We start from the raw sequence: 20,221 nt of genomic DNA on the forward strand, positions 1-20,221 counted from the left end.
TCAACAGATATAAAGACGGACAGGGTAATGCCGAGGAGGATACAAAAAGGATACAAAACGGGGCTGAAACGAAAGAAAATGAAAAAAACCGGAGCGGAGAGGGAGGATGCTCGTTATCGGTCAGTGTCTGGGAGCGGTGCTGGCCTGAATTGCGCGCATAAAAAATCCGGAATCCTGATGATGGATTCCGGATTTATTGGTCGTGCAGGGACGGTAATCAGAACAGGCGGCGGCAGCGGATGGTGCCGTTGACCTGCTGCAGTTTTTCCAGTGCCAGCTTGGAGTAGTCGGCGTCAACGTCGATGACTACATAGCCAACGGTCTCGTTGGTCTGCAGGTACTGACCGGAGATATTGATACCGTTCTCGGAGAACACGGTGTTGATCTGGGAGAGTACGCCCGGAATGTTCTCGTGTACGTGCAGCAGACGGTGCTTGTTCGGGTGTTCCGGCAGCGCCACTTCCGGGAAGTTCACGGAGGTGATGGACGAGCCGTTGTCGCTGTACTTGACCAGTTTTTCTGCCACTTCGTAGCCAATGTTTTCCTGGGCTTCCATAGTGGAGCCACCGACGTGCGGGGTCAGGATCACATTGTCGAATTCACGCAGCGGGCTGATGAATTCGTCGTTGTTGCTGCGCGGCTCGACCGGGAATACGTCGATGGCGGCACCCAGGATCTTGTTGCTTTTCAGCGCTTCGCACAGGGCATCAATGTCCACCACGGTGCCACGGGCAGCGTTGATGAAGATGGCATCCTGTTTGATCTGATCGAACTGGGTTGCGCCCATCATGTTCTGGGTCGCAGCGGTTTCCGGTACGTGCAGGGTGACGATGTCGCACATGCCTAGCAGTTCCGGCATGGAGCTGACCTGCTTGGCGTTGCCCAGCGGCAGCTTGGTGATGACGTCGTAGAAGTAGACATCCATGCCCAGGCCTTCGGCCAGCACGCTCAGCTGGGAGCCGATGCTGCCGTAACCGACGATACCCAGTTTCTTGCCACGGATTTCGTAGGAGTTCTTGGCGCTCTTCTGCCATTCGCCACGGTGTGCCTTGGCATTCTTTTCCGCTACGCCACGCAGCAGAATGATTGCTTCGGCCAGCACCAGCTCAGCGACAGAACGGGTGTTGGAGTAGGGCGCGTTGAATACGGCGACGGCGCCTTCGGTTGCGGCCTGCAGGTCCACCTGGTTGGTGCCGATGCAGAAGCAGCCTACGGCAACCAGCTTCTCGGCCGCTTCGAACACCTGACGGGTCAACTGGGTACGTGAACGGATGCCGATGAAGTGGACGTCACGAACTTTTTCGATCAGCTCCTCTTCCGGCAGGGAACCGGTGTGGAATTCGATGTTGGTGTAGCCCTGCGCGTTTAGCGTGTCGATCGCGGACTGGTGCACGCCTTCCAGCAACAGAATTCTGATCTTGCTCTTATCCAGAGAAGTAGTTTTGCTCATCTTCTGCGACTCATGCTGCAGCTGGGCGGAAACTCGTCCAGCCAGGGGAAATTTGAGGTTGGCAAGTCTAGCACAAACTCGATTAAGTGTTTGGGCTACACAGCGTTGCAGCGCGGAAAAATATTCAGCTTGGCGTGAACAGAAGCCAAGTTGAGGGCCGAGGTGGGGTCAGCCCTGCAGTATCGGGCGCGCTTAGCTGTAGTAGCAGAGGTAGGCGGTCGGAGTTTCAATGCGGGCGTCGAACGAATCACCGGCGGTGATGTTGAATTCGGTACCGGCAGGGAAAGCAGTCCACTCTTCACTGCCTGGCAGGCGCACGGTCAGCTGACCGGCGGTGACGATCATGCGCTCGTTCTGGCTGGTGCCGAAGGTGAATTCACCCGGGAGCATGACGCCAGAGGTCGCCGGACCTTCCGGGGTTTCAAAGGCGATGGAGACGACTTTCCCGTCGAAGTAGGTATTGGTGCTGAGCATGGGCTCTCCTTGCAGCAGGGGCCATGATGGCCGTGATATCGGGACCCGCATCATAATCCGGGGACCGATGGCTGTCATCTGCTGTGGCTGGCGGGGGCCTGTTCCAGTACCAGATCGACAAAGGTCTGGTTGGCGCGGGATAACCGGTGCCCCTTGCGCCAGGCCAGTGACAGGTCCAGCCAAACGGGCACGGTGAAGGGTACCGCCACCAATGCCGGGTCGTCGGCCACCACCATTTTCAACAGCGTGGTGATGCCGTAGTCGTGGGCGACGATCTGTTTGATCAACGGAATCAGGTTGGTTTCGAAGCCGATGTTCGGGGTCACACCGACCTCTTCGCTGATACGGTCGATCACTTCGCGGTGGAAATAGCCCTCCTTGAATAACACCAGTTCTTCAGCGAAGAATGCGTCGTAGCTGATGGTATCAGCCTTCGCGAGCGCATGGTCGGCCGGGAGAATGGCCATCATCTGATCCTGCAGGAAGCGGTGGGTTTCCAGATCAGTCGGTGGCGTATCGGTGACAATGACGCCCATATCGATGTCACCCCGATGGATCATCGTCTGGATTTTGCGGGTACCGGCCTCGATCACTTCCAGGCGTACGCCGGGATAGCGGTGGCGGAAAGCCATCAGGATCGGTGGGAAGTAGTAGGAACCGAGCATGCTGGGAATACCGATCCTGACTTCGCCGCGCTCGAGGGCATGAAGTTCGCGTACTTCACGTTCGGCATCGGCTACGGCCTGCAGAATCAGGCGGGCGTGGCGGGCCAGAACCTCGCCCTCGTCGGTCAGGGTGACCCGGCGTTCGTGGCGATTGAACAGCGGCAAGTCCAGCGTCTGTTCCAGCTTGCGGATCGCCATGCTGACCGCAGGCTGGGCGATATGCAGTTGCTCGGCGGCAGCGGTAAAGCCGCCCTGATCGGCGACCATCAGAAAATAACGCAGGCTGCGAATATCCATATCAACCTTATTGATGGGTTAGATAAAAACTATATATTTTAATGATTCTAATGGGGCTGCTATTGTCTCGCCAGTTTCCCCCTTCTTATTGTGTTCAGGTGTCTCGATGATTACATCCGGCAGTTCCACTTTTTGGCGCGCCACGCTGGCGTTGTGCCTGGGGTCGTTCATGATCTTCGCCAATGTGTATATCACCCAGCCGCTGTTGCCGATGCTGGCACAGACCTTCGAGGTGTCGGCACTGCAGGCGGGCTGGACCTTCACGGTCACCACGTTGACGCTGGGGCTGTCGTTGCTGATCTGGGGGCCGCTGTCCGATGCGTTGGGGCGGCGCTGGATCATGCTGCTGACCATGAGCGGTGCGACACTGGTCACGCTGCTGCTGTCGCAGACCGACAGTTACACCGGCATGCTGGTGCTGCGGGCAGTACAGGGCGTGTTGCTGGCGGGATTGCCTGCCATCGCCATCGCCTGGATGGGGGATGAGTTCGAGCGTCCGGCGATGCTGTTGGCCGTGGGGCTTTATATCGGTGGCAACAGTCTGGGCGGCATTAGCGGGCGATTGATTGGCGGTTTTGTTGGCGACTGGCTGGGCTGGTCGCAGGCGTTCATGGTGATGACCCTGCTCAGCGTGGTCTGTCTGCTGGTGTTTGCGCTGATGTTACCGGCCTCGAAGAACTTCCGGCCGCAACCGCTGAAGCCGCGGCGGATGCTGGCAGACTTGGGAAGCCATCTGCGCAATCCGGTGTTGTTGCTGGCCTATTTGATCGGCGGCTTCAACTTCTTTATCTTCATTAATCAGTACAGCTATATCACCTTTGTGTTGGCTGACGCGCCCTATAACCTGCCGACCCGTGTGCTGGGGATGCTGTTTCTGACCTATCTGTCCGGTACCGTGGGGTCGGCAATTGCCGGTAAGGTCGGGCAGCGGCTGGCTCAGCCACTGTGCATGGCGCTGGGCGTGCTGGTGCTGATGACCGGCACGGTGCTGACGCTGTCAACGGAGTTGTGGCTGATTGTGCTCGGCTTTCTGGTCAACAGTTTCGGGTTTTTCTTTGCCCATTCCAGTGCCAGCAGCTGGGTCAGTCAGAATGCCCATCATGCCCGTGCCAGTGCGTCCTCGCTGTACCTGCTGTTCTACTACACGGGGGCGAGTACCGGTGGCTTTTACCTGCATCCGTTCTGGGAGTGGCAGGCCTGGAACGGTGTCGTCATCGGTTCGCTGCTGGTGCTGTTGTTGACGCTGGGTTTGAGTCTTGCGCTGTACCGGTTACAGCAGCGTCGGTCGGTCACGGTCGCGGGATGATCTGTTAAACTGTTGACAATACCCGCCTTCAGGAGAGTCGACATGTCATATCAACACCGCAACGCCGATGGCAGCAAGCTGGATCTGCCATTGGGCAAGGTGGTCTGTATCGGCCGCAACTATGCCGACCACGCCCTTGAGCTGAATAACCCGATCCCCAAAGAGCCGATTCTGTTCATCAAGCCCGCCACCTCGGTGGTGCCGATGGAGCAGCCGTTCACCGTGCCGACCGATCGGGGCGCGGTGCATTTCGAGACCGAGATGGCGATCCTGGTCGGTGAAACGCTCAAAAATGCTGATGAGTCACGCGTGATGCATGCCATTGCCGGTATTGGTCTGGGGCTGGATCTGACCCTGCGTGAGGTTCAGGACCAGCTCAAGCAGAAGGGCCAACCTTGGGAGAAGTCCAAGTGTTTTGATGGGGCCTGCCCGCTGTCGGCGTTTCTGTCACCGGCATCGGTGAATGATCTGGCCAATGTGCAGATTCGTTTAACCGTGAACGGTGAAACCCGTCAGGATGGCAACTCGGCGCAGATGCTGACGCCGGTGCTCAAGCTGTTGGCCTATGCCAGTCACTGGTTCACGCTGGAACCGGGCGATGTGGTGCTGACCGGCACACCCGCAGGCGTCGGGCCGGTTCAGCCGGGTGACCAGTTGCGGGTGGAACTGGTTGACCTGCTGCGGGTCGAAACCGCTGTTCAACAAACGGATTAAGGTACGGGTTGTACCGACAAGGGGACGCAATGCTCTGGTATAAAATGCTGCACATTCTGGCCATGACCAGCTGGATGGCCGGGATTTTCTATTTGCCACGGATCTTCGTGCATTATGTGGAAGGCCGTGAAGCGGGGCAGGATGTGGCTCGGCTGGAAATCATGGCGCGCAAGCTGTACGGCTTCATGACCATCATGGCGGTGTTTACGCTGGGGCTGGGGCTTTGGCTGTGGCTGGGCTACAGTTTCAGCGGCGGCTGGCTGCATGCCAAGCTGTTGTTTGTGGCCTTGCTGATCGGCTTCCATTTCTGGTGCCGGGCGTATCTGCAGCAGATGCAGCGTGGGGAACTGAGTCGCAGCGGTCGCTACTTCCGTTTGTATAACGAACTGCCGTTACTGATCTTCATTCCGATTCTGATCTTTGTGGTGGTGAAGCCTTTCTAACAGGACAGCTTTAAAGGAAGTACAGACAGACTTTTCTGCACTTCCTTTTTATTTTCGGGGATCCTTAATTATCAAGGTTGATTAAGTTGATCCAAGGCTATTTCTTCACGATCGCCTGAAATGAATATTTTTCCAGTATCATAATTTTGAGTGATAACTACATTAGCATAGCCTTGGTCATCATATTCCGATTTTAAATCCGGTTTGCATTCTTTGTTTACATTGCAACGTAACACTTCTAGAATGATTTTTTCATTTTCTATATGAATATTAATCCCGGGTGAAAAATACAAGCTTTCTAATGTTGGTTGGTATTTTATATGTATACTTTTATCTTTTTTTGTATAACTAAAATTATTCAGCTGTGATAAATCGTATTTAATTTTTTCTTTTTCATCCGCTATGCAGCTAGTTGTTATAAAAGAGATGATAATCGCAAAAAAAATATTTAACTTTACCATGAGGAAGAGTCATTATTGTTTGGTATTTTAGGCTGCACAAGAGATGTCGGATGTGTTCTCTCGAGCTCGTTGATATGCTCACCTAGCTCACGAGGTGTTTCAAACCCCGCCCAGTCATCTGCATCAATATCAATCCCTGTAACTGTGGATAATACATCAGAAGCCCAAGATGCACAGGTGTTTGTATAGCGCCAACCAATGTTCTTCTTTAACTCAAGCTCGAGTATTAGGGATTTTTTCTTATTTAATTTAAAAAAACGGCTAGCTGAAGGGAACCTTGTACCTTCGAGGCCAATTATTATATCAGAGCCTCTGCCGTTATCTAGAGTTCTAGGATGATTGTCAGGCCATAACCCGTACGCAGTGGTTATACTATTACGCGTTACTGTAATCCAAGAGTGGCCACTAGTAAAATCGCTTTTGTCACCGGCTACATTGCTGTATATGCCTAATGTAATACTCATTCAACAATCCCTTTTTAATGTTTGTATGATACTTAAATACCATTGATTATATTAAAAGTACCGCCGGTATTTTTGGTGATTATAAACCTGAAACCCCTTCTTTTTGAAAATCAAATTAGTATACGATTGCGGAATGTACGAAAGCTTATTTTTTTTTGGTATTTGAAAGGCGGTCAACTCGTGCCGCAAGTCTGTCGGTAGCATCGCGTAGCTCTTCCACTTCTTCCTGCCAGATGTCGATTTCGACCTGCGTCGGCAGCAGGCGCGCTTCCTCGTGCAGGTATTCCTCCAGGCTGTGGATAAAACTGCTGCTGCCGTGGCGCAGCTGGTGGCGGGCGGAGCGCAGCAGGTTGGCTAGCGGGTGGGCGGCGGTATCACCGATCAGGTCACCCAGCCAGCCTTCCCAGTCGATCTGGCTATCGGCCAGAATCTGTTGCAGCCGGTGAACCAGGCCGCTGTCACCTTCCAGCTCCACTCCCTGGCCGAACAGCACGGCATTGCCGGCCGAGGGCAGGCGCATCAGGTTCAGTGCCGAGCCGCGCAGGCAGGCATCGGGCGTACCGGCGCTTTGTGCCAGCAGGTCGATGCCGCGAGCATGGGGTAACAGAAACAGATGGCATTCCGGTTGGGTGCAGTCGATGCGGATTTCGCGGCCAGCCAGTTCACCCAGACGCGCCAGCGTCACCGGATCCCGTGCCAGCACCCGGTTGAGGCTGGCCTCGGCGAGGGTCAGCAGGGTGGCATTGATCATTCCGGTGGCCATGGCGATGCTCCTGTCGGCTTGAGGGTCAGGGCTTGATGCCGGTGTGCAGGGCGACGACACCGCCGGTCATGTTCTGATAACGGCAGTTGACGAAACCGGCCTGTTCCATCATTCCCTTCAGGGTTTCCTGGTCGGGATGCTTGCGGATCGACTCGGCCAGATAACGGTAACTCTCGGCATCACCGGCAATCACCTTGCCCATCTGCGGCAGAATGTTGAACGAATAGAAATCGTACAGTTTGGTCAGTGCCGGGTTGTCGGTCTTGGAGAATTCCAGAATCATCAGCTTGCCGCCGGGCTTGAGGACACGCAGCATGGAGGCGATGGCCGCATTCTGGTCGGTGACGTTACGCAGGCCAAAGGCGATGGTGATCACGTCAAAGGTGTTGCTGGCGAACGGCAGGCATTCGGCGTTGGCCTGCACGTATTCCACGTTGCCGGCCACGCCGGAGTTGAGCAGCTTGTCGCGCCCGACCTTGAGCATGGAGTCGTTGATATCGGCCAGTACGACCTTGCCTTCGGGGCCGACCATGCGCGCGAACTTGCGCGTCAGATCGCCGGTGCCGCCGGCAATATCCAGCACCTTGTGGCCACGGCGTACACCGCTCTGGTCGATGGTGAGCCGCTTCCACAGACGGTGGATGCCGCCGGACATGAGGTCATTCATCAGATCGTATTTGCCTGCCACCGAGTGGAAGACATCGGCGACGCGTTTGACCTTCTCCTCGACCGGTACGTCCTGATAGCCGAAGTGAGTGGTTTTCTTCCCGTTCTGCTCTGACATTATTCTCTGTCCGACTGTTGTTCTCGATGAGGGCATTCTACTCTGCGCCCCGGCATTTGTCGCATTCGGCCTTAGCCGCGGGCGATCAATCCGTTGTCACGCGAAGCGCCGGCAGCGGCTAGTTGATCCAGATAGCGTTGCCAGTAATCGGCTTGATTATGCGCCAGATCATGCAGGTATTCCCAAGTATAGAGCCCGGAGTCATGACCGTCGTCAAAGCTGATCTTGAGTGCATAGTTGCCGGCCGGTTCGACGCCCTTGAGGCCGACATGGCGTTTGCCGGTTTGTAGCACGCCATTGCCGATACCGTGGCCACGGACTTCGGCCGAGGGCGAGTGTACGCGCAGGAATTCAGCGGTCAGCTCGAAGTTGCCGTCGGCGTAAACCAGCTCCAGGGTACGGGACTTGAGGTGCAGGCGAATATCGGAGGGCAGGGGAACCTGAAGGTTCATGGTTGGGCTCCAGCGGAGCCGGGACCTGTGTCCCGGCGGTATTAGGGATCAGAGGATGTAGTGACTCAGATCCTCGTCCTGACTCAGTTCGTTCAACTGTGAATTCACATACGCAGCATCGACCTGCACGGTTTCACCGGACTTGTCAGCGGCGGCGTAGGAGAGTTCCTCCAGCAGACGTTCCATCATGGTGTGCAGGCGACGGGCACCGATATTCTCGGTCTTTTCGTTGACCTGATAGGCCAGTTCGGCGATGCGGGCGATGCCATCGTCGGTGAACTCGACGCTGACACCTTCAGTGGCCAGCAGCGCACGGTACTGTTCGGTCAGCGACGCTTTCGGTTCGGTCAGGATGCGACGGAAGTCGTCCGGTGTCAGCGCGTTCAGTTCAACGCGGATCGGCAGACGGCCCTGCAGCTCGGGAATCAGGTCTGACGGGCGCGCCAGATGGAAGGCACCGGAGGCGATGAACAGGATGTGGTCGGTCTTGACCATGCCGTATTTGGTGCTGACGGTGCAGCCTTCGATCAATGGCAGCAGGTCGCGCTGGACGCCTTCGCGGGAGACATCGCCGCCACCGCTGTTGTCGCCACGCTTGCACACCTTGTCGATTTCGTCGAGGAAGACGATACCGTTCTGTTCCACCATCTCGACCGCTTTCTGCTTGGTCTCTTCATCCTTGACCAGGGCAGCCGCTTCTTCGTCGGTGAGCAGCTTGAACGCGTCCTTAACCTTCAGACGCTGGGTCTTTTTGCGTTCCTGACCCATGTTGGAAAACATGTTCTGCAGCTGGCTGGTCATCTCTTCCATGCCCGGAGGGGCCATGATTTCGACGCCCATCGGCTGCTGGGAAACCTCGATCTCGATCTCCTTGTCGTCCAGCTGGCCTTCGCGCAGCTTCTTGCGGAAGATCTGACGGGTGGCGCTGTCGGTCTTGCTCGGCTCATCTTCAGAGTGGGAACCGATCGGCCGTGCCGGTGGCAGCAGGGCATCGAGGATGCGCTCTTCGGCCGCTTCTTCGGCACGGAAGCGGACTTGCCCCATCGCCTGTTCACGTACCAGCTTGACCGCCATTTCCATCAGGTCGCGGACGATGGTTTCCACGTCGCGGCCGACATAACCGACTTCAGTAAACTTGGTCGCTTCCACCTTGATGAACGGCGCGTTGGCGAGCTTGGCCAGTCGACGGGCAATCTCGGTCTTGCCGACACCGGTCGGGCCGATCATCAGGATGTTCTTCGGGGTCACTTCCGGGCGCAGCTCGGCATCGAGCTGCATGCGACGCCAGCGGTTACGCAGCGCAATGGCGACGGAACGCTTGGCATCGTCCTGACCGATGATGTGGCGGTTGAGTTCGTGCACGATCTCGCGGGGGGTCATATTGGACATGTTCAGCTCTCCTCGCGGCTGTTCGCCAGAGTTTCGATGGTCAGGTTGTTGTTGGTGAAGACGCAGATGCCGGCGGCAATGTGCAGACTCTTCTCAACGATTTCGTGGGCGCTCAGTTCGGTGTTGTCGACCAGCGCACGGGCTGCTGCCAGGGCAAAATTGCCGCCGGAACCGATGGCGATGACGCCATCTTCAGGCTCGATGACATCGCCGTTGCCGGAAATCAGGTAGGTTTTTTCATGGTTGGCGACCAGCATCAACGCCTCAAGACGGCGCAAGACGCGGTCGGAGCGCCATTCACGGGCCAGATGGATCACGGCGTTGACGATGTTGCCCTGATGCTTGTCGAGCTGCTGTTCAAACAGGTCGCGCAGGGTAATGGCATCGGCGGTGCTGCCGGCAAAACCGGTGATAACCTGGTGTTTGGGCAGCATGTTGACCTTCTTGGCGCTGCCTTTCATTACGGTGTTGCCCAGTGAAACCTGGCCATCACCGCCGACGACGACCTGATCACCACGGCGTACGGAAACAATTGTTGTCATAACAGAAAAATCCCATCGGTCCGATAATGGGTACAGATATGGATGCCACCGGCAGGATTTTCAAGGGGGGTGTCCGGATCAATCGATCCGGATCGGCATGGGGATGATATTGAGCTTGCCCAGTTTGTTGCGGGCCAGGTTCATCTGGGTTTTGTTGTCGAATGGCCCGATGCGGACGCGGTACCAGGTACCGTTGCTGCCTTCCGAGCGGTCGCTGCGCACACCGGGGAAGCCCTGCAGGATGAGCTTGGCACGCATGCGTTCGGCATCACCGGGGTCACGGAAGGAACCGGCCTGGAGCAGATAAAGATGTTCCATCTTGGCGTCCTTGGGGGTGGATTTATACACATCCACCTTGGGCGCGACCACTTCCGTTTTCGGCAGCATCTCGTAGAACTCGAACTTGCTCTGTTTCGGTTCTGGCGCGGCTACCGGCTTGGGCTTGGGCGTTGGCGTGGGAGCCGGTGCAAGCTTTGCCGAGGTGGCACCGGGAGTGACGCTCGCCGCCGGGGCGGCGGGAGGCGTCTGCAGCAGGGTATACAGCAGGTAGCCGAAGCCGCCCAGTACCAGTGGCGTTGCCAGCAACAGTCCCCAGGGCGTGCGCCGACGCGGCGGCGGAGCCGCCCGCTTGGGGGCGGGCTGTCGCGGTGCCGGACGTGCCGGTTTGCGACTGGCGCTGTTGCCGCTGCGGCGCTTGCGGGCAAAGTCCTGCTTGGCCATCGGTTACATCTGCTCCGGTGCGGATACGCCCAGCAGTTTCAGGCCGTTGGCCAGGACCTGACGCACGGCAACGCTCAGGGTCAGGCGTGCGTTGCGCAGCTCGACATCGTCGATGATCAGTTTGTGGCCGTTGTACCAGGTGTGGAAATCACCGGCCAGATCACGCAGATAGTTGGACAGCATGTGCGGTTCGAAGTTGAGCGCGGCGTTGTGCAAAACTTCCGGGTATTTGCCCAACTGTTTCACCAGGTCGGTCTCGGTTTCGCTTTCCAGACGCTCCAGAGCGGCCAGGCCGGCAGCCTGATCCCAGGCCATGCTCTCGCTTTCCAGCTTGCGCAGAACCGAGCAGACACGGGCGTGGGCGTACTGGATGTAGTACACAGGGTTGTCCTTGGAGGCAGACTTGGCCAGCTCCAGATCGAAATCCATGTGCTGATCCGCCTTGCGGGTCACGTAGAAGAAGCGGCAGGCATCGTTGCCCACTTCCTGACGCAGTTCGCGCAGGGTGACGAACGAGCCGGAACGGGTCGACATCTGCACGCGCTCTTCACCGCGGTAGAGAATGGCGAACTGGACCAGACGCACCACCAGTTTTTCCGGATCGTAGCCCATGGCCTGAATGGCGGCTTTGACACGGGTGATGTAGCCGTGGTGATCGGCACCCCAGATGTTGATGACTTGGTCGAAGCCGCGCTCGAACTTGTTCATGTGGTAGGCGATGTCAGACGCGAAGTAGGTCGTCTGGCCATTGGCGCGCTTGACCACGCGGTCCTTGTCGTCACCGAAATCGGTAGAGCGGAACCAGATATTGCCTTCCTGCTCGTACAGGAAGCCTTTGGCTTCCAGCTGCTCCAGCGCGCGATCGACGTCGCCACTGTGGGTCAGCGAGCGTTCGGAGAACCATTCCTGGTAGTTGACGCCGAATTCACCGAGGTCTTCGCGGATATCGGCCAGGATCGAGTTCAGACCGGCATTGAAGACATGCTCATAATCGTCGCCCAGCAGCTGTTGGGCGCGTTCGATCAGGGCATCAATATGCTGTTCTTTATCGCCACCGGCAGGTTCGTCGGCCGGGATGTCGGCAAAGACATCGGCAACCGGACGGTTCAGGCGGTCGCCGTGTTCCTTGATCAGGTCGTGGGCGATATCGCGGATGTAGAAGCCCTGATAACCATTACTGGGGAAAGTCAGAACCTGATCGTGCAGTTCCAGGCAGCGCAGCCAGACACTGGTGGCGAGGATGTTCATCTGCCGACCGGCGTCGTTGACGTAGTACTCGCGTTCGACTTCAAGGCCAGCGGCCTCAAGCAGGTCGGCAACGGTCGCGCCGTATGCCGCGCCACGGCCGTGACCCACGTGCAGCGGGCCGGTCGGGTTGGCGGAGACGAACTCCACCTGTACCCGCTTGCCGGAATTGGGGGTGCCGCGACCGAAGTTGTCGCCCTGCGCCAGAATGTCACCGATGACGGCAAAGGTGGACGCCTGGGTGACAAAGAAATTGATGAAGCCGGGGCCTGCAATCTCGGTTTTCTCGACGTTGGCGGAGGCCGGCAGCGCTGCGCACAGCTGCTGGGCCAGTTCACGCGGATTGCGTCGGGCCGGTTTAGCCAGAGTCAGGGCAATGTTGCAGGCAAAGTCGCCATGGGCCTTGTCGCGGGTGTTGTCCACCTGGATGTTGGGCGTGATGTCGGCGGGCAGGGTGCCGTCTGCGACCAGGGTTTCAAGCGCCGCTGCGATCAACTGGGCAATCTGTTCTTTCATTGGGGTACTCTGGCTGGAAGTGAAGATCAGAAGGATGCAATAAACCCACCATTATACGATGCAGCGGTGGTCAATTGCCAATCAGTAGCTGTCGATCGGGTCCACATCCAGGGTCCAGCGTACTCGGCGTGCTTCCGGGTGTGTCTGCAGGAGCCTGATCAGTACGGCCAATGCCTGATGCAGCGGCTTGCGTTGCCCGGCCTGCAGCAGCAACTGGGCGCGGAACAGGCCTGCGCGCTTCTCCATTAACGAAGGAAAGGGGCCGATGCACTGCACGTCGGCAGGCAACATGTGTTGCTTGCTGGCCAGTTCGCGCACGCTGAGCAGTACGTTTTCGGCCAGCCCCTGGTGGCTGGCTTCGGCCCGAATCAGGGTGTGGTAGGCAAAAGGCGGCAGGTGGCCACCACGGCGCAGGCGCAGCTCTTCACGGGCAAAGGCATCGTAGCCGGCGTGGACCAGTGTATTCAGCATTGGATGCTCGGCATTGAACGTCTGCAGCAGGACTTCGCCGGGGTGATCGGCGCGACCGGCGCGACCGGCCACCTGCAGAATCAGCTGGGCGGTTTTTTCCATGCCGCGAAAATCCGCGCTGAACAGACCTGCATCAGCATCAAGAACGGCCACCAGTGTCACTTTCGGGAAGTGGTGGCCTTTGGCCAGCATCTGGGTGCCGACCAGAATACACGGCTCGCCGGTATGGACCTGAGCCATGATCTTGTTCAGTGCATCCTTGCGCTGGGTGCTGTCTCGGTCGACTCGGATGATCGGAGTGTCAGGGAAATGCACGTGGAGTCGGTCCTCGACCCGTTCGGTGCCGCTGCCGGCAGGGCGCAGCTGGGTGCTGCCGCAATGGGTGCAGGCACGGGGAATCGGGGTTTGCCGGTCGCAGTGGTGGCAATGCAGGTGTGGCGGCTGGCGATGCAGGGTCATGCGTGCATCGCAGCGGGTGCAGTCGAACGGCGTGCCGCAGTCGTGACAGATCAACGCCGGAGCAAAACCGCGTCGGTTGATGAACAGCAGCACCTGAGTCCCTTGAGCCAGGTGCTGCTGAATACGTTGCAACAGGGGCGTGGACAGTCCCGCATCCAGTGCCTGTTGGCGAATATCGAGCAGCTCAAAGCGTGGCGGTTGTGCATTCCCGGCGCGTCGGGTCAGGCGCAGATGCTGATAGCGGCCGCTGAGGGCGTTGTTCAGGCTTTCCAGTGACGGCGTTGCGCTGCCGAGCAGGATCGGGATGTTGTGCGCCCGTGCTCGATAGATCGCCAGGTCGCGGGCGTGATAGCGGAAACCATCCTGCTGTTTGAACGAGCCGTCATGTTCTTCATCAATGATGATAAGCCCGGGTGATTTCAGCGGTGTGAAAATGGCGGAGCGGGTACCGATCAGGATACGGGCGCTGCCCTCGCGCGCCCACAGCCAGGCATCAAGACGTTGGCGGTCAGTCAGTCCGGAATGCAGCGCCAGTACAGGCACCCGGAAACGCGCCTTGAAGCGGGCGATGGTCTGCGGGGTCAGGCCGATCTCCGGTACCAGGATCAGCGCCTGCTTGCCGTGTTCCAGGCAGCGCTGGATCGCCTGCAGATAGACTTCGGTTTTGCCGGAGCCGGTAACCCCTTCCAGCAGAATCGGGCTGAAGCCCTGCGCATTCTGGACCGCCGTCACCGCCTGATGCTGTTCGTCATGCAGGGTCAGCGGCGCTTCACGCAGGATCTCGGTGCCGGCATCGGCACCGGGCAGCGCAGGGATGTGTTCGAACGCAACGGCAAGATTTTTCTCGGCCAGGGTTTTCAGCAGTGCCGGATTGCCGCCCTCTGCCCGCAGGGCATCGGTGCTGATGCCTTGCGGATGCTCCTGCAGCAGGGTCAGCAGTTCGCGCTGGCGACCGGCGCGACTCGACAGGCTATCCAGGGACGCATCGGCTGCGGCGCGCCACAGGGTTTGATGCTGGAAGCGGGCGGGCTGGCCCTGACGCAACAGCACCGGCAGGGCTTGCTGCAGGGCATCGCCGACCGGGTGTTGATAATATTGGGCGGCCCAGGTTGTCAGTGTGAACAGATCAGGGGTCAGTACCGGTTGTTCGTCGAGCAGCTCGAGCGCCGGTTTCAGCTTGTCCAGCGGCAGTTCGCTGTCCTGTTCCAACGTGAGCAGAATGCCAATCACTTCCCGGCGACCAAAGGGCACCCGCACCCGACAGCCCGGCTGTGCGACGCGGGTCTCGTAGACGGGCGGGCGGTAGTCGAACAGACGATACAGCGGAGTCGGAATGGCAACGCGGAAGATCAAGATGCGGATCCTGTGTGACGGGTGATCAATGGGTATGGGCCTGGGTGCAGTCTAGGGGTTTTGGTGACGCCAGGGAATGGCTGTTTTCGCTTGCCCAGAGGTATTGCGGTGCGTATAATTTTGCGCCTTGATCGTTACTATAAATGGCGGCGCTTTAATTCGAAAGTGCCGACAATTGAATGTGCGGTGCCTGGCGTAACATGCGACCGGGTGGCGGCACGCCAATTTTATCGAGGTTTAAGATGAAAGCTGGTATCCATCCGGAATACAACGAAGTTACTATCACTTGCTCTTGCGGTAACGTGATGAACACCCGTTCTACCATGGGCAAGGACATGCTGGTCGACGTATGCAGCCAGTGTCACCCGTTCTACACCGGTAAGCAGAAAGAAGCGACTTCTGGCGGCCGTGTTGACCGCTTCAAGCAGCGTTTCGGCAACCGTGGCAGCAAGGCATAAGTCACTGTTTCCATACGAATACAAAAAGGCACTCATTGCGAGTGCCTTTTTTGTATCTGCGTTTTGCGTCCCGTTGGCGGCAGCCGAATGTCCGCGCTTGCCTGGCGGGTTTACCGCTGCGGTTGCCCATGTCTACGACGGTGATACGGTCCGCCTGAGCGATGGCCGAAAGGTGCGACTGATTGGCGTTAACACGCCGGAGCTGGGGCGTGATGGGCGCGCAGACGAGCCGTTTGCCGTGCAGGCCAGGCAGTGGCTGGTGCGCGCAGTGCAGGGGCGGCGTGTGTATCTGCTGCCTGGGGTCGAGTCGCAGGATCGCTATGGGCGCTTGTTGGCGCACCTGTACCTGCCGAATGAAAATTTGTCGGATGGCGAGCTGGCCGCAGAAGGGTTGGTCCGCAGCGGCCTCGGTTATGCGCTGGCGGTAGGGGCCAATAGTCGGCTGGCCGACTGTCTGTTTGCCGCCGAAGAAACGGCGCGGTCGGCACGGCAGCGACTGTGGCAGCAGGCCCCGGTCGAGGCCTCAGCGATTGCGTCAGCCGGTTTTGCAGTCGTGCGTGGGCGTATTACCCGCGTGACCCCGATCGCGCGGGGGACGTATATTGATTTGGATCGAACAGTGGCGCTGTTTGTGCCTCGATCCGTGATGGCAACGGTATCCGAACACTGGCGCGAAGGTCAGATAATAGTGGCGCGAGGCTGGGTTGTTGACCGTCTGCAACGCCAATCTGTATTGCGTTCAGGGCAGCAGCGCTGGCGCTTGAACATCACCCATCCACACCATTTGCGGGGCGACTGAAGTCGCAATTGACATCGTCTGAAGCACGGTTGTTGTAGATATGGCTTTTATATATGATGCAAGTCCGTCTTTTTACAACCATAGTTGGAAACAGCAACCATGTCTCAAGATTTCAAACAAGCCGCCCTCGATTACCACGAGTTTCCTCGTCCGGGTAAGATCAGTGTAGAGCTTTCCACTGCAGCTGAGACTTCGCGTGATCTTTCCCTGGCATATTCGCCGGGCGTGGCCGAGCCGGTCCGCGAGATTGCCAAGGATCCTGATGCAGCGTATCGCTACACTGCCAAAGGTAACCTGGTTGCCGTGATCTCCAATGGTTCTGCCATTCTGGGTCTGGGAGACCTGGGACCGCTGGCCTCCAAGCCGGTGATGGAAGGTAAAGCCCTGCTGTTCAAGCGTTTCGCCAATATCGATTCCATCGATATCGAAGTGGACGCCGAAAGCCCGCAGGCCTTCATCGATACGGTTGCCCGTATTGCTGAAACCTTTGGTGGCATCAACCTGGAAGACATCAAGGCGCCGGAATGCTTCGAGATTGAGCGTGTTCTGATCGAACGCTGCAACATTCCGGTATTCCATGACGACCAGCACGGCACGGCGATCGTGACCGCTGCCGGCATGATCAACGCACTGGAAATCGCAGGCAAAAAACTGGACGAAGCCCAGATCGTTTGCCTGGGTGCTGGTGCGGCTGCAAGTGCCTGCATGAAACTGCTGATCAACATGGGTGCCAAGGTCGAAAACATCTTCATGATTGACCGTAAGGGTGTGATCCACTCCGGTCGCGAAGATCTGACTCCGGAAAAAGCGGCATTTGCCACTGAAACCGAAAAACGTACTCTGGAAGACGCAATCACCGACGCTGACGTATTTGTTGGCCTGTCTGGTCCTGATCTGCTGTCACCGGAAAACCTGCTGAAGATGGCGGACAACCCGATCGTCTTCGCTTGCGCGAACCCTGATCCTGAAATCAAGCCGGATCTGGCGCGTGCGACCCGTTCTGATGTGATCATGGCAACTGGCCGTTCGGATTACCCGAACCAGGTCAATAACGTACTGGGCTTCCCGTTCATCTTCCGTGGTGCTCTGGATATCCGTGCCAGCGCGATCAACGAAGAGATGAAAGCTGCCGCTGTACGTGCTCTGGCCGACCTGGCCAAGCAGCCGGTGACCGATGAAGTGCTGAACGCATACGGTTTGCAGGAACTGTCCTTCGGCCGCGAATATATCCTGCCGAAAGCAACTGACTCACGTCTGTTGGGTGCAATTTCCTACGCGGTTGCCAAAGCGGCCATCGATAGCGGCGTTGCCCGTCTGCCGATGCCGGAAAACTACCCGCTGTAATTGCCCGCTGTAAACAATTGACCTTCGGGTCGACATAAAAAAACCGCTGCTCTGCAGCGGTTTTTTTGTGTCTGTGTTGTGCGGTAGCCAGGCATTTGCCTGGCTACCAAGAAGATCAGTAACCGAAGATCGCTTCGGTTGCCGGAGCTTCCATCTGCTGTGCAGGGCTGCGGGCGGTCTCACGTGGCACATCTTCACTGCGGAAGTATTCGTACATGGCATTCTTCTGGCCACTGTAAGCACGCTTGCCGGTCGCTGGATCGATGCGTACGCGGACGATGCCATTGGGCACGGCTGGCGGGTTGTCCGGCATATCCTGCAGGGCTTCTTCCATGAAGTCGATCCAGATCGGCAGAGCACGGCTACTGCCATACTCGCCGCGCCCAAGCGGTGATGGCTGATCGAAACCGACCCATGTGGTGGCGACCAGGTCAGGGCTGAATCCACTGAACCACACATCCTTCTGTTCATTGGTGGTGCCGGTTTTGCCTGCAAGGTCGGTGCGCTCAAGTACCCGTGCACGGCTGCCAGTTCCGCGCGTGATGACATCACGCATGACATCGTAAATCAGGAAGGCGTTGCGCGGGCTGATGATGCGCGGTGCCGGTCGGGTGGCGTCCGTCAGTTGTTCTGGCGGCAGCAGGTGGGTGGTCAGGGAGCTGTCATTCGCGGTATCGGCGCTATCGCTGGTTGCTGCACTGGCGGCAGTCGCGAGCGTGTCAGCCTGAGTCGGTGCTGCCGTTTCCGGGCATTCCGGGCAAGCCTGTACCGGTGCGGCTTGCAATAGCAGCTGGCCGTCCGCATTTTCGATGCGGGCAATCAGGTAAGGGTCGACCAGGAAGCCGCCATTAGCCAGTGCGGCATAGCCGCGTGCGACCTGCAGCGGTGTGGCGCTGGCGCTACCCAGTGACAATGACAGGTTGCCCGGGAACTTATCGGGTTCGAAGCCGAAGCGGAGGATGAACTCACGTGCCTGTTCGATCCCGAGGGCACGCATCAGACGGATGGAAACCAGGTTGCGCGAGCGGAACAGGGCTTCACGCAGGCGGGTGGGGCCGTTGAACTTGCCGTTGTCGTTCTCGGGACGCCAGGCACCTTCCAGACTGACATCATGGAACACGACCGGGGCGTCGTTGATGATCGAGGCCGGCGTGAAGCCGTTTTCCAGTGCAGCGGTGTACAGGAACGGTTTGATGTTGGAGCCCGGCTGGCGATAAGCCTGAGTGGCCCGGTTGAATTTGTTGTGGTAGAAGCTGAAGCCCCCGGCCAGAGCGCGGACGGCACCATCCTGAGGGTTGAGTGCTACCAGTGCGCCCTGTACTTCCGGCATCTGGGTGAGGCGCAGCTGACCTTCATCATTCGGCATCACGCGAATGATATCGCCACGGGCCACCACGTCGGCAGGACGTTTCGGCTCGGGACCGGTCCAGTGTACGCTGCGGTAGGGGCGAGCCCACTTGATGCCATCCCAGCCGAGGCTGGCTTCTTCACCGCTGCTCAGCATCAGCTGTGCGCCGTCAGCGCTTACCTCCAGTACCAGTGCGGGCTCCAGACCGGCAAACGCCGTGTGCTGGCGCAGTGCGCTGAGCTGATCTTCATGGTTGAGCGTGGCGAGGTCGAGGCTGGCTTCAGCGCCCCGGTAGCCGTGCCGGTCAGTATAGTCGAGCAAACCGCGCCGCAGAGCCAGAGTGGCCTCTGCCTGCATGCGGCTGTCGACCGTGGCCCAGACTCGGTAGCCGTCGGTATACAGGGCGTCGCCGTAACGTGCGTACAGCTGCTGACGGATCATTTCGGCAATATAGGGGGCATCGAGTTCGATATCGCTGCGGTGGTAGCGAGCGGTTACCGGCGCGGCTACCGCTTCATCATGTGCTGCCTGGGAAATATAGCCGAGCAATAGCATGCGGCCCAAAATCCAGTTGCGTCGTTCTTCTGCCCGGTCCGGGTTGGTGATCGGGTTGAAGGCGGATGGTGCCTTGGGCAGGCCTGCAATCATGGCCAGCTGGGCCAGGCTCAGCTCATCCAGATTTTTGCCGTAATAAGTGTTGGCGGCCGCCCGAATGCCGTAGGCACGGTGTCCCAGATAGATCTGGTTGACGTACAGTTCCAGAATCTCCTGCTTGTTCAGCTCCTGCTCAATCTGCAGGGCGAGTAGAATCTCGATGAACTTGCGGCGAAAGGTCTGTTCACGGGTCAGGAAGAAGTTCTTGGCGACCTGCATGGTAATGGTCGAGCCGCCGCTCTGAATGCTGCCGGTGGATGCGAGCTGCAGTGCCGCACGGCTCAAGCCCTTGATGTCGATACCGAAATGATCAAAAAACCGGGCATCCTCGGCGGCTTGCAAAGCTTTGACGAAATCATCCGGAATCTGGTCGAAACTTACGGGCGCGCGCTTTTTCTCGCCAAACTCGGCGATCAGCTTGTCATCGCTCGAATAGATGCGCAGCGGCGTCTGGAATTGAACATCGCGCAGGGTTTGCACGTCAGGCAGCTCGGGGCTGAAATAGTAAAACACCCCGGCAAACGCGATGGCACCCGTTAAGACGCCAATCAGAGACAGAGTAATGAGCCATTTGCAGAGTCGTTTCAGAATACGCATGCCGACCTTTGATAATCCGGTAAAAAAAATAGAGCTGGATCATTATATAGGTG

Annotated in this window: 21 protein-coding genes; 7 read left to right on the forward strand and 14 right to left on the reverse strand. The window is 58.0% G+C overall.

Going from position 1 to position 20,221, the window contains the following annotated elements; all coding sequences use genetic code 11:
* Positions 1–252, forward strand: a 252-nt coding sequence (locus tag CLV44_RS17400) for a hypothetical protein (protein ID WP_211298098.1), incomplete at its 5' end; no start/stop codon positions are given.
* On the opposite strand, the gene serA is transcribed toward CLV44_RS17400, so the two are convergent.
* The 3 genes from serA to CLV44_RS07550 form a co-directional block, all read right to left on the reverse strand.
* Positions 218–1,450, reverse strand: coding sequence for a phosphoglycerate dehydrogenase (gene serA, locus CLV44_RS07540; RefSeq protein WP_106591508.1), 1,233 nt, complete (start codon positions 1,448–1,450; stop codon positions 218–220). The genes CLV44_RS17400 and serA overlap by 35 nt on opposite strands.
* Positions 1,451–1,642: 192 nt before the next feature.
* The gene (gene ppnP, locus CLV44_RS07545; protein WP_106591509.1) at positions 1,643–1,924 is read right to left on the reverse strand and encodes a pyrimidine/purine nucleoside phosphorylase; all 282 of its coding nucleotides are present in this window, start codon (positions 1,922–1,924) and stop codon (positions 1,643–1,645) included.
* A gap of 74 nt (positions 1,925–1,998) precedes the next feature.
* Entirely contained in the window at positions 1,999–2,886 is an 888-nt protein-coding gene (locus CLV44_RS07550) for a LysR family transcriptional regulator (RefSeq protein WP_106591510.1), read from the reverse strand.
* A 106-nt stretch (positions 2,887–2,992) separates the two neighbouring features.
* Between CLV44_RS07550 and CLV44_RS07555 the strand changes: the two genes are divergently transcribed.
* From CLV44_RS07555 to CLV44_RS07565, 3 genes are read left to right on the forward strand one after another with little or no spacing between them, the layout of a single operon-like run.
* On the forward strand, positions 2,993–4,192 hold the full coding sequence (locus CLV44_RS07555) for an MFS transporter (protein ID WP_106591511.1): 1,200 nt from the start codon (positions 2,993–2,995) through the stop codon (positions 4,190–4,192).
* A 42-nt stretch (positions 4,193–4,234) separates the two neighbouring features.
* Positions 4,235–4,906 (forward strand): fumarylacetoacetate hydrolase family protein, encoded by a 672-nt coding sequence (locus tag CLV44_RS07560; RefSeq protein ID WP_106591512.1) that lies wholly within the window; start codon positions 4,235–4,237, stop codon positions 4,904–4,906.
* 29 nt (positions 4,907–4,935) lie between these two features.
* Complete coding sequence (locus CLV44_RS07565; RefSeq protein WP_106591513.1) at positions 4,936–5,349, forward strand: CopD family protein; 414 nt, start codon at positions 4,936–4,938, stop codon at positions 5,347–5,349.
* A 71-nt stretch (positions 5,350–5,420) separates the two neighbouring features.
* Here the strand turns inward: CLV44_RS07565 and CLV44_RS07570 are convergent, their stop codons facing one another.
* The 10 genes from CLV44_RS07570 to CLV44_RS07610 all read right to left on the reverse strand — a co-directional run bounded on the left by CLV44_RS07570 (position 5,421) and on the right by CLV44_RS07610 (position 14,968).
* Positions 5,421–5,810 carry a hypothetical protein gene (locus CLV44_RS07570; protein WP_106591514.1) on the reverse strand — a complete coding sequence of 130 codons (390 nt, stop codon included), beginning with the start codon at positions 5,808–5,810 and terminating at the stop codon, positions 5,421–5,423.
* Complete coding sequence (locus CLV44_RS17215) at positions 5,804–6,274, reverse strand: hypothetical protein (protein WP_146139984.1); 471 nt, start codon at positions 6,272–6,274, stop codon at positions 5,804–5,806. The genes CLV44_RS07570 and CLV44_RS17215 overlap by 7 nt, the downstream gene beginning before the upstream one ends.
* Positions 6,275–6,419: 145 nt before the next feature.
* Positions 6,420–7,037: a ubiquinone biosynthesis accessory factor UbiJ gene (locus CLV44_RS07575; protein WP_106591515.1), complete on the reverse strand. Its 618-nt coding sequence runs from the start codon at positions 7,035–7,037 to the stop codon at positions 6,420–6,422.
* A gap of 25 nt (positions 7,038–7,062) precedes the next feature.
* Entirely contained in the window at positions 7,063–7,821 is a 759-nt protein-coding gene (gene ubiE, locus CLV44_RS07580; RefSeq protein WP_106591516.1) for a bifunctional demethylmenaquinone methyltransferase/2-methoxy-6-polyprenyl-1,4-benzoquinol methylase UbiE, read from the reverse strand.
* Between the two features lie 71 nt (positions 7,822–7,892).
* Positions 7,893–8,273: a gamma-butyrobetaine hydroxylase family protein gene (locus CLV44_RS07585; RefSeq protein WP_106591517.1), complete on the reverse strand. Its 381-nt coding sequence runs from the start codon at positions 8,271–8,273 to the stop codon at positions 7,893–7,895.
* 48 nt (positions 8,274–8,321) lie between these two features.
* Positions 8,322–9,662: an ATP-dependent protease ATPase subunit HslU gene (hslU, locus tag CLV44_RS07590; RefSeq protein WP_106591518.1), complete on the reverse strand. Its 1,341-nt coding sequence runs from the start codon at positions 9,660–9,662 to the stop codon at positions 8,322–8,324.
* Positions 9,663–9,664: 2 nt separating this feature from the next.
* Entirely contained in the window at positions 9,665–10,204 is a 540-nt protein-coding gene (hslV, locus tag CLV44_RS07595; protein ID WP_106591519.1) for an ATP-dependent protease subunit HslV, read from the reverse strand.
* A 78-nt stretch (positions 10,205–10,282) separates the two neighbouring features.
* Complete coding sequence (locus CLV44_RS07600) at positions 10,283–10,924, reverse strand: SPOR domain-containing protein (RefSeq protein WP_106591520.1); 642 nt, start codon at positions 10,922–10,924, stop codon at positions 10,283–10,285.
* Positions 10,925–10,927: 3 nt separating this feature from the next.
* Positions 10,928–12,685, reverse strand: coding sequence for an arginine--tRNA ligase (gene argS, locus CLV44_RS07605; protein ID WP_106591521.1), 1,758 nt, complete (start codon positions 12,683–12,685; stop codon positions 10,928–10,930).
* 81 nt (positions 12,686–12,766) lie between these two features.
* Positions 12,767–14,968, reverse strand: coding sequence for a primosomal protein N' (locus CLV44_RS07610; RefSeq protein ID WP_342748483.1), 2,202 nt, complete (start codon positions 14,966–14,968; stop codon positions 12,767–12,769).
* Positions 14,969–15,210: 242 nt separating this feature from the next.
* Here CLV44_RS07610 and rpmE point away from each other — a divergent pair, with 242 nt between their 5' ends.
* From rpmE to CLV44_RS07625, 3 genes are all read left to right on the forward strand, one after another.
* Complete coding sequence (gene rpmE / locus CLV44_RS07615; protein WP_106591523.1) at positions 15,211–15,426, forward strand: 50S ribosomal protein L31; 216 nt, start codon at positions 15,211–15,213, stop codon at positions 15,424–15,426.
* The gene (locus CLV44_RS07620) at positions 15,410–16,225 is read left to right on the forward strand and encodes a thermonuclease family protein (protein ID WP_211298099.1); all 816 of its coding nucleotides are present in this window, start codon (positions 15,410–15,412) and stop codon (positions 16,223–16,225) included. Before rpmE ends, CLV44_RS07620 begins: the two co-directional genes overlap by 17 nt.
* A 99-nt stretch (positions 16,226–16,324) precedes the next feature.
* A complete protein-coding gene (locus CLV44_RS07625; RefSeq protein WP_106591524.1) occupies positions 16,325–17,569 on the forward strand; it encodes a malic enzyme-like NAD(P)-binding protein in 1,245 nt (414 codons plus the stop codon).
* 115 nt (positions 17,570–17,684) lie between these two features.
* Here CLV44_RS07625 and CLV44_RS07630 read toward each other — a convergent pair whose 3' ends face one another.
* Complete coding sequence (locus CLV44_RS07630; RefSeq protein WP_146139985.1) at positions 17,685–20,168, reverse strand: penicillin-binding protein 1A; 2,484 nt, start codon at positions 20,166–20,168, stop codon at positions 17,685–17,687.
* Positions 20,169–20,221 lie beyond the last annotated feature (53 nt).

The sequence above is a fragment of the Marinobacterium halophilum genome (assembly GCF_003014615.1).
Taxonomy (GTDB): Bacteria; Pseudomonadota; Gammaproteobacteria; order Pseudomonadales; family Balneatricaceae; genus Marinobacterium; species Marinobacterium halophilum.

Coding starts and splice junctions, on each gene's coding strand:
- serA (WP_106591508.1), bottom strand. CDS start 1,450: ATGAGCAAAACTACTTCTCTGGATAAGAGCAAGATCAGAATTCTGTTG.
- ppnP (WP_106591509.1), bottom strand. CDS start 1,924: ATGCTCAGCACCAATACCTACTTCGACGGGAAAGTCGTCTCCATCGCC.
- CLV44_RS07550 (WP_106591510.1), bottom strand. CDS start 2,886: ATGGATATTCGCAGCCTGCGTTATTTTCTGATGGTCGCCGATCAGGGC.
- CLV44_RS07555 (WP_106591511.1), top strand. CDS start 2,993: ATGATTACATCCGGCAGTTCCACTTTTTGGCGCGCCACGCTGGCGTTG.
- CLV44_RS07560 (WP_106591512.1), top strand. CDS start 4,235: ATGTCATATCAACACCGCAACGCCGATGGCAGCAAGCTGGATCTGCCA.
- CLV44_RS07565 (WP_106591513.1), top strand. CDS start 4,936: ATGCTCTGGTATAAAATGCTGCACATTCTGGCCATGACCAGCTGGATG.
- CLV44_RS07570 (WP_106591514.1), bottom strand. CDS start 5,810: ATGGTAAAGTTAAATATTTTTTTTGCGATTATCATCTCTTTTATAACA.
- CLV44_RS17215 (WP_146139984.1), bottom strand. CDS start 6,274: ATGAGTATTACATTAGGCATATACAGCAATGTAGCCGGTGACAAAAGC.
- CLV44_RS07575 (WP_106591515.1), bottom strand. CDS start 7,037: ATGGCCACCGGAATGATCAATGCCACCCTGCTGACCCTCGCCGAGGCC.
- ubiE (WP_106591516.1), bottom strand. CDS start 7,821: ATGTCAGAGCAGAACGGGAAGAAAACCACTCACTTCGGCTATCAGGAC.
- CLV44_RS07585 (WP_106591517.1), bottom strand. CDS start 8,273: ATGAACCTTCAGGTTCCCCTGCCCTCCGATATTCGCCTGCACCTCAAG.
- hslU (WP_106591518.1), bottom strand. CDS start 9,662: ATGTCCAATATGACCCCCCGCGAGATCGTGCACGAACTCAACCGCCAC.
- hslV (WP_106591519.1), bottom strand. CDS start 10,204: ATGACAACAATTGTTTCCGTACGCCGTGGTGATCAGGTCGTCGTCGGC.
- CLV44_RS07600 (WP_106591520.1), bottom strand. CDS start 10,924: ATGGCCAAGCAGGACTTTGCCCGCAAGCGCCGCAGCGGCAACAGCGCC.
- argS (WP_106591521.1), bottom strand. CDS start 12,685: ATGAAAGAACAGATTGCCCAGTTGATCGCAGCGGCGCTTGAAACCCTG.
- rpmE (WP_106591523.1), top strand. CDS start 15,211: ATGAAAGCTGGTATCCATCCGGAATACAACGAAGTTACTATCACTTGC.
- CLV44_RS07625 (WP_106591524.1), top strand. CDS start 16,325: ATGTCTCAAGATTTCAAACAAGCCGCCCTCGATTACCACGAGTTTCCT.
- CLV44_RS07630 (WP_146139985.1), bottom strand. CDS start 20,168: ATGCGTATTCTGAAACGACTCTGCAAATGGCTCATTACTCTGTCTCTG.